Below are 5,771 nucleotides of genomic sequence, written 5' to 3' on the forward strand. Positions count from 1 at the left end.
CGGACGGCACCTGGCTGGCGTCGGCTGGTGTGGACGGCTCGGTCCGGGTCTGGGACGTGCGGTCGGGTCTGGAACGCCTGTCCCTGACGGGCCACGAAGGCTGGGTCAACGCGTGTGCCGTGGCGAGTGACGGCACCATGCTGGTCTCCGCGGGCGCGGATCGCACGGTCCGGGTCTGGGATCCGGCCACCGGCCAGCTCGGCATCACCCTCTTCGGAGACACCGGAGGCGCCAACTCCTGCGCGATCGACCCCGATTCGAGCTGGATCGCCGCAGGCGGCTCGGACACCATGGTCCGGGTCTGGCGTCCGCGGTGGGGTGACCGGGACAGCGGCAAGATCCCCGGAGCGGCAGCCGTGCGTACCCGGGTTCGCGGCCCCGTGGAACCGGTCCGCGAGTGCGCGGTGTTCCCGGACGGCAGTCGGATCGTATCCTCGGGCGACGACGGCGCCGTGCGGCTCTGGGACGTCGCCACAGGCGCCGAACTGGCCGTCCGGAACGCCCACACCGGCGGGGCGGCGTGCTGCGCGGTCGCACCGGACGGCTCGTGGTTCGCCTCCAGCGGAGCCGCCGACGGACACGACAGCCGCCTCCACCTGTGGAAGCTCGATGGTGACGGCCGGCTGCCGGACCTCACGTTGACCGGACACACGGCATGGGTTGAGCGCTGCGCGTTCACGCCGGACGGCGCACAGGTGGCCACCGTCAGCAGTGACGGGACGCTCCGCCTGTGGAACACCGCCGACGGTACCCCGCTCGCCGTACTTGGCAGGGACCTCGGCCAGCTGTTCGGCTGCGCGATCTCCCGTGACGGGACCAGGCTCGCCTCGTGCGGAACGGATCGGCTCGTGCGTCTGTGGGACCTCGGGTCCCGCACCCTCACCTCCGTCCTGGCAGGCCACACGAACCGCGTCATCAACTGCACCTTCTCGGCGGATGGTACGTGGCTGGCCTCCGCCGGCTACGACGGAACCGTCCGAACCTGGGACACCGCCACGGGAGCCTCCCGGCTCACCCTGGACGGCGGCAGCGCCATGTGGGACTGCGCCATCTCCCCGGACGACACCCTGATCGCGAGCACCGGCACGGACGGCGTCATCCGGATCTGGGACGCGCTCACCGGCCGTTGCCGCAACGCGCTGCGCGTGGGGCAGGAACTGCGCTCATGCGCCTGGATCTCCGACTCCCGCCTGTGTGTGTCGGGATACGCAGGTATCTATGTGCTGGACTACGCCGCTGGAGGTTGATCTCCCGTTCGCAGGGTTCCCCCCTCCGGGATCACGACAGCCGCGGACCGCGGCGGCAGGTCGACGCGCCCGTCGTCGACGCCGATCCACGTATCCTCGCCGATGAGCCGGCAGGCCAGCCGCGAGCCGATCCCGTCGATCTGCACCGACGCGGCCTCGGCGGCGTAGTTGGCGACGGCGAGGGCGGGCTCGCGCGTGTCCCGGTGCAGGTAGACGGCATAGGGATGGTGCGACCGTCCGTCGACGGACCGCACCTCGGCGCCCACGGTGTCGCGGAACGTGCCGTCCCAGAACCAGTCCCGCAGCTCGGTGCGGAGCGCGTCCATCCGCCGGCCGTAGGCGATGGTCCGGGGGAAGTCGGTCGGCCGTCCCTTGAAGTTGAACGGCTCGTAGCTGATGAGGTACCGGTACAGCAGGCACTGGTTGATGATGTTGCGGTCGTCGAAGCCGGACACCGCGGTCATCATCGAGGCCTGTGGGAGCAGATACCGGTGGAGCGGGAGGTGCCCGGGGTTCGCGCTCTGGAGGTACGACAGGTGGTACCGCTCGAACTCCCAGTCGTACAGGCGCTCCCCGGCGTAGAGGAAGCCGGGGCTCCGCAGCGTCTGCCGGGAGAACCGGCGGACGAGTTCGGTGTCGTTGCCGTAGACGGACCAAGGGACCGGATGGCCGTGGTCGGCGTCGAAGCACAGCCGGGCGTCGGCGTGGTGCTGGCACTGGTCGAACAGCAGGCCGGCCGCGCCCAGCGCAACGACGGTCGCGAATTCCCTTTCGCAGACGGCCAGATAGCGCTCGCTGCCGAAGCACATCGGGACCAGGTGCCGGACGTTGACGCCGAGCAACTGGGTGGGAGTCTGGTAGCGATAGTAGACGCCGTTGTAGGGGTCGCCGTAAGGGTCCTTGACGGCGTCCGCGGCGATCTCCGGGTACCGGGGGGATGTCCGGTCACCCCACGTGAACTTGCAGAAGAGCACCACCTCGACGCCGAGGGCGTGGATCCGCGCGATCGCGTCCCGCAGTTCCTCGAAGGTGCCGAGCCTGGGATCGGGCCTGTGGAAGGGGTAGCCGCGGTCCTGACCGCCCTCGTTCCACCCGACGAGCTGGATCGCCCGGATTCCCGCGTCGGCGCATTCCCGTCCTACCTCGGGCAACTCCCGAAAGGGGATCCGCAGTTCATCCTCGGGGGAGTTGAGATGGAGCTGCAGCCAGGAGTGCGGCTCGGCTGTCCAGACGGGCGTCGTCGGGCCGGCCATCCACTCCTCCCGCCACCGTCGGTAGATGTCCGCCCCGGTGTGCCAGTCACCCTGGAACAACTCGAGCGCGATCGGGGTGAGCACCTTCGTCGTACCGGGCGGAACGAAGGGCAGGTGGACGGTGGAGAACCGGATCGTCGCATCCGGGTCCGGCTCTCGGGTGATGGTGTCCGCGTACCCGGGGACCAGCTCGGTGCGCCAGCTCACGAGATCGTCACGGCGTTCCGCGACGCCGACGTACATTCCCTGGTCGCGTGCCAGGACCAACAGGAACGGAGAACCGGGCGTCGCACCAGCGTTCGGATCATCGAAGCTGGCCATCTGGGTCGGGTGATCGACGCCGTGGGGTGGGCAGTTGCTCTGGAAGCGCGGCCACATCGGCTGTTGCACCGCGGTCGCCTGGGACAGGCAGAAGCTGCGCAGCTCCTGGTCCGGAGACGGTGGGCGAAGGTCGCCGAGGCACGGTGTCCAGACGTTCTCGACGGTGTATTCAGACCGATTGTCCACGGTGGTCTCGAAGAGAGCTCGTCGTCCGGTGACGCTGATCCGTTGAGTGACACTGATCGGGTGTTCGCCGCCGTGCTCGGAGCGCACCCGCCGCCAGGAGAGCGTGATCTCGTCGCCGGAGAGGTCGGGCCGAATTTCAGGGGGATCCTGTCGCTCGCCGTAAGCGAGGTTGTTGCGGCGTCCGGGAAGCGGGATGAGCAGTCGGAAGCCGGCCGCCAGCTCGGTTCGATCGGTGACCCGCCATCCGGTCCCGTTCGACTCTATCCGGGCTAAGGCACCGGTGCGACGGTCGATCGCCACCCGGATCCCGTCGCCGGACAGGTGGACCAGGTCAGTCGCCGTCATCGAACCAAACTCCTCTCCGAGTGGGGGCGTTGCCGTCGAAGCCTTCGGCTCATTCGACAGCGCTGCTGCCCTCGTCGACCTGCACCACCCCCGCGGCCAGCTGCCCATGAGGCGACCACGGAAGCGGTGCTGCAGTCAACCGTCCAGCGGCCCGGAGGGAGCAACAGAGTTGCGGCCGCCCGGCCGTGGACATCGGACCCTGATCCTGCCGTAGCGGAGGGAGCTGCCGTTGGCTCCCCACCGCCCCGCAGCGTGGGTCGCCGGGGCTTCGACCACGGGTCGCCGATGAGCCCGTACGCGGAGGACGAGGTGTGGCTGGGCGTGCTGGATTCCGTTCCCGAAGAGTTTCGCTCGTGCGTGGAGGAGCCCGCGTTCAGTGACGACGGCGTTCCGAGGGTGACGGCCTGCCTGTGGCGCAGGACAACTGTGAAGCTGCGCAAGCGTCCGGAGGACGTGGCCCAGCTGATCCAGGACCTGTACGCGGCCCAGGGCACCAGCCTTGATCCGGCCACTGAGGCTGCTCTCGCCAAGGCCGCCGAACACTCGCTGAGCCAGCTGTGGCACAGCTACACCTCCATGTTGGAGGGCTTTGCCCAGCCAGTCGGTGCACAGCGTCAACTCGCCCGTGTAGAAGACCTGTTTGCCAGCGTGACAGACCTCCCGGCTGGCGTCGCGGAGGACTCTGAGCAGATCGAGGCGGTGATTCGCCGTGCGGGGCAGGAGATCTGCCGCGCCTACGGGGATAACGACTTCGGCAGGGACCGGCTGGACCGGGCCGAGCGCACCGAAGCCGGACTGGGCGAGCTGTCCAAGCGCCAGTACAACAAGCGCTTCCGGCTGCTCTGTCGGATGGAGGCCAAGCTGGTTCGGCTCATCCACGAGCAGCGCCGCCGTCAGGTCACCATCACCGGCAAGGGCGCGTTCGCCCACACGCTGCCGCACGAGTTGTTCGCCGCCGATCCGGACACCGCGGCCTTCGTCGCGTACGTCACGGCACGGGGCTACATGCGCAGCATCTTCACCAACGGCCCGCAGCGGCAGGTGTACGACGAGGTCGCCGACGCCCTGTACGAGCGGCTGCGGGCCCACCCGGAGCAGACCCGTTGGTACGCGGTCGCGCAGGTGCATCCGACGGCGGACGTGCTGGAGAGGCTGTCCGACGAGGAGCTCAACCAACTGCTGACCCGCTGGACGCGCTTCCTGCGGGAGGTGGCCGGGCTCCTGGAGGACGCCTGGGAGCGCTGCCCGCTGGAGCGCGACACCATGATCGTGCGCCGGGGCAACGACTCGTCGACCTGGAACCAGGCCGCGCAGGCATGGAAACACAGCGCGGGCGCACTGGCTGGCGCTGCTGACGGAGCTGGGCCGGACGGACGTCCTGGACCGGATCTGCCCCGGCAAGGTACCGCGCCTGATGGCGGCCGATGTGGCGTACTGGCACCGCAGGAGCAAGGGCGGGCTGCACCCGGACACCTATGTGTGGGCGGAGCTGCCGCTGCCCTGGGAAGTGCTGCAGGGGGAGGAGGAGTGCCCGCGCTCGCTGGTCGAGGAGGTCTGTGCCCGTCATGGCGTGGACCCGGTGGCCGGCGCCTGGACCGGCCCCAGGCCGGGGGCCAAGGCCGTCGCCTTCCGTCGGACGCCCGAGCTCGTGCACGGGGTCGCCGTCGCGGATCCCCTGATGGCGAGCGCCCTCCGGTCGGCCGGGATCTTCTCGGGCAAAGGCAAGGTCGCCGCCGCACAGGAGTGGCTGTAGCGCCGGCGTGGCAGCCCCATCACCGTCCGCAGCAACCCAGTTGACCCAACCGTCTGCGCCAGCGGTGATCGATGCGGCGGCGAGGAAGCTCTGCGGAGGAGCGCCCGGCTCTGATCCCGGGTGGACGTAGGTTCGAATCCTGCCCTCGTCGCCGCCTTGCACCATGCTGGAGCCTGCATGCATGTGGTGAGTATCGAAAACAAGGGATCTGTCGGCCTGATGAATACTTCCGATCCGCTGACCGACACAGACCTCATCGACATCCAGGAGCGTGCCGACGCCGCGACCCCAGGTCCTTGGTACGTGCGACAACTCGACGACGAGTTCGCCATGAGCCTTGTGGCTATCAGCACCGTTGCTTATACCGGTCTCGGGGAACGCTGGCCGGACTTTGACCACCGCCACATCGTGGCCGCCACACTCGTCGAGCAGCCTCAGTACGTCGACATCGCAGACGAACGGTGGGACGAGAACGCTGCTTTCATCGCCAGCGCCCGTCAGGACATCCCTCGCCTGATCAGCGAGATCCGACGTCTTCACCGCCTTCTTGAAGACAAGAACCAGGCGCCCTGCCAGGGCTGATGCGTTCTCAGCTCGTGAGACCGAGCAGGTCGAGCGCGTGATCGGCGTGTGACCGGTAGTGGTCGGTCGCGGCAGCGATGTTGG

4 protein-coding genes and 1 tRNA gene are annotated in these 5,771 nt (G+C 68.8%); 4 read left to right on the top strand and 1 reads right to left on the bottom strand.

The genetic code is table 11. The features are described 5' to 3' along the window. Positions 1–1,247 (top strand): WD40 repeat domain-containing protein (locus tag ACZ38L_RS32245; protein ID WP_465700036.1); only part of this gene is annotated, 1,247 nt, incomplete at its 5' end. Here ACZ38L_RS32245 and ACZ38L_RS32250 read toward each other — a convergent pair. Next, positions 1,229–3,352, bottom strand: coding sequence for a DUF6259 domain-containing protein (locus tag ACZ38L_RS32250; protein ID WP_465700038.1), 2,124 nt, complete (start codon positions 3,350–3,352; stop codon positions 1,229–1,231). The genes ACZ38L_RS32245 and ACZ38L_RS32250 overlap by 19 nt on opposite strands. A gap of 285 nt (positions 3,353–3,637) precedes the next feature. Here ACZ38L_RS32250 and ACZ38L_RS32255 point away from each other — a divergent pair, with 285 nt between their 5' ends. From ACZ38L_RS32255 to ACZ38L_RS32265, 3 genes are all read left to right on the top strand, one after another. After that, positions 3,638–5,149, top strand: coding sequence for a hypothetical protein (locus ACZ38L_RS32255; protein ID WP_465700040.1), 1,512 nt, complete (start codon positions 3,638–3,640; stop codon positions 5,147–5,149). Between the two features lie 34 nt (positions 5,150–5,183). Next, a tRNA-Gln gene (locus ACZ38L_RS32260) sits at positions 5,184–5,256 on the top strand. Positions 5,257–5,291: 35 nt separating this feature from the next. Further along, positions 5,292–5,687, top strand: a complete 396-nt coding sequence (locus tag ACZ38L_RS32265; RefSeq protein WP_465700042.1) for a hypothetical protein — start codon at positions 5,292–5,294, stop codon at positions 5,685–5,687. The last annotated feature ends 84 nt before the right edge of the window (positions 5,688–5,771 follow it).

This window comes from Kitasatospora sp. NPDC024654, assembly GCF_055559155.1.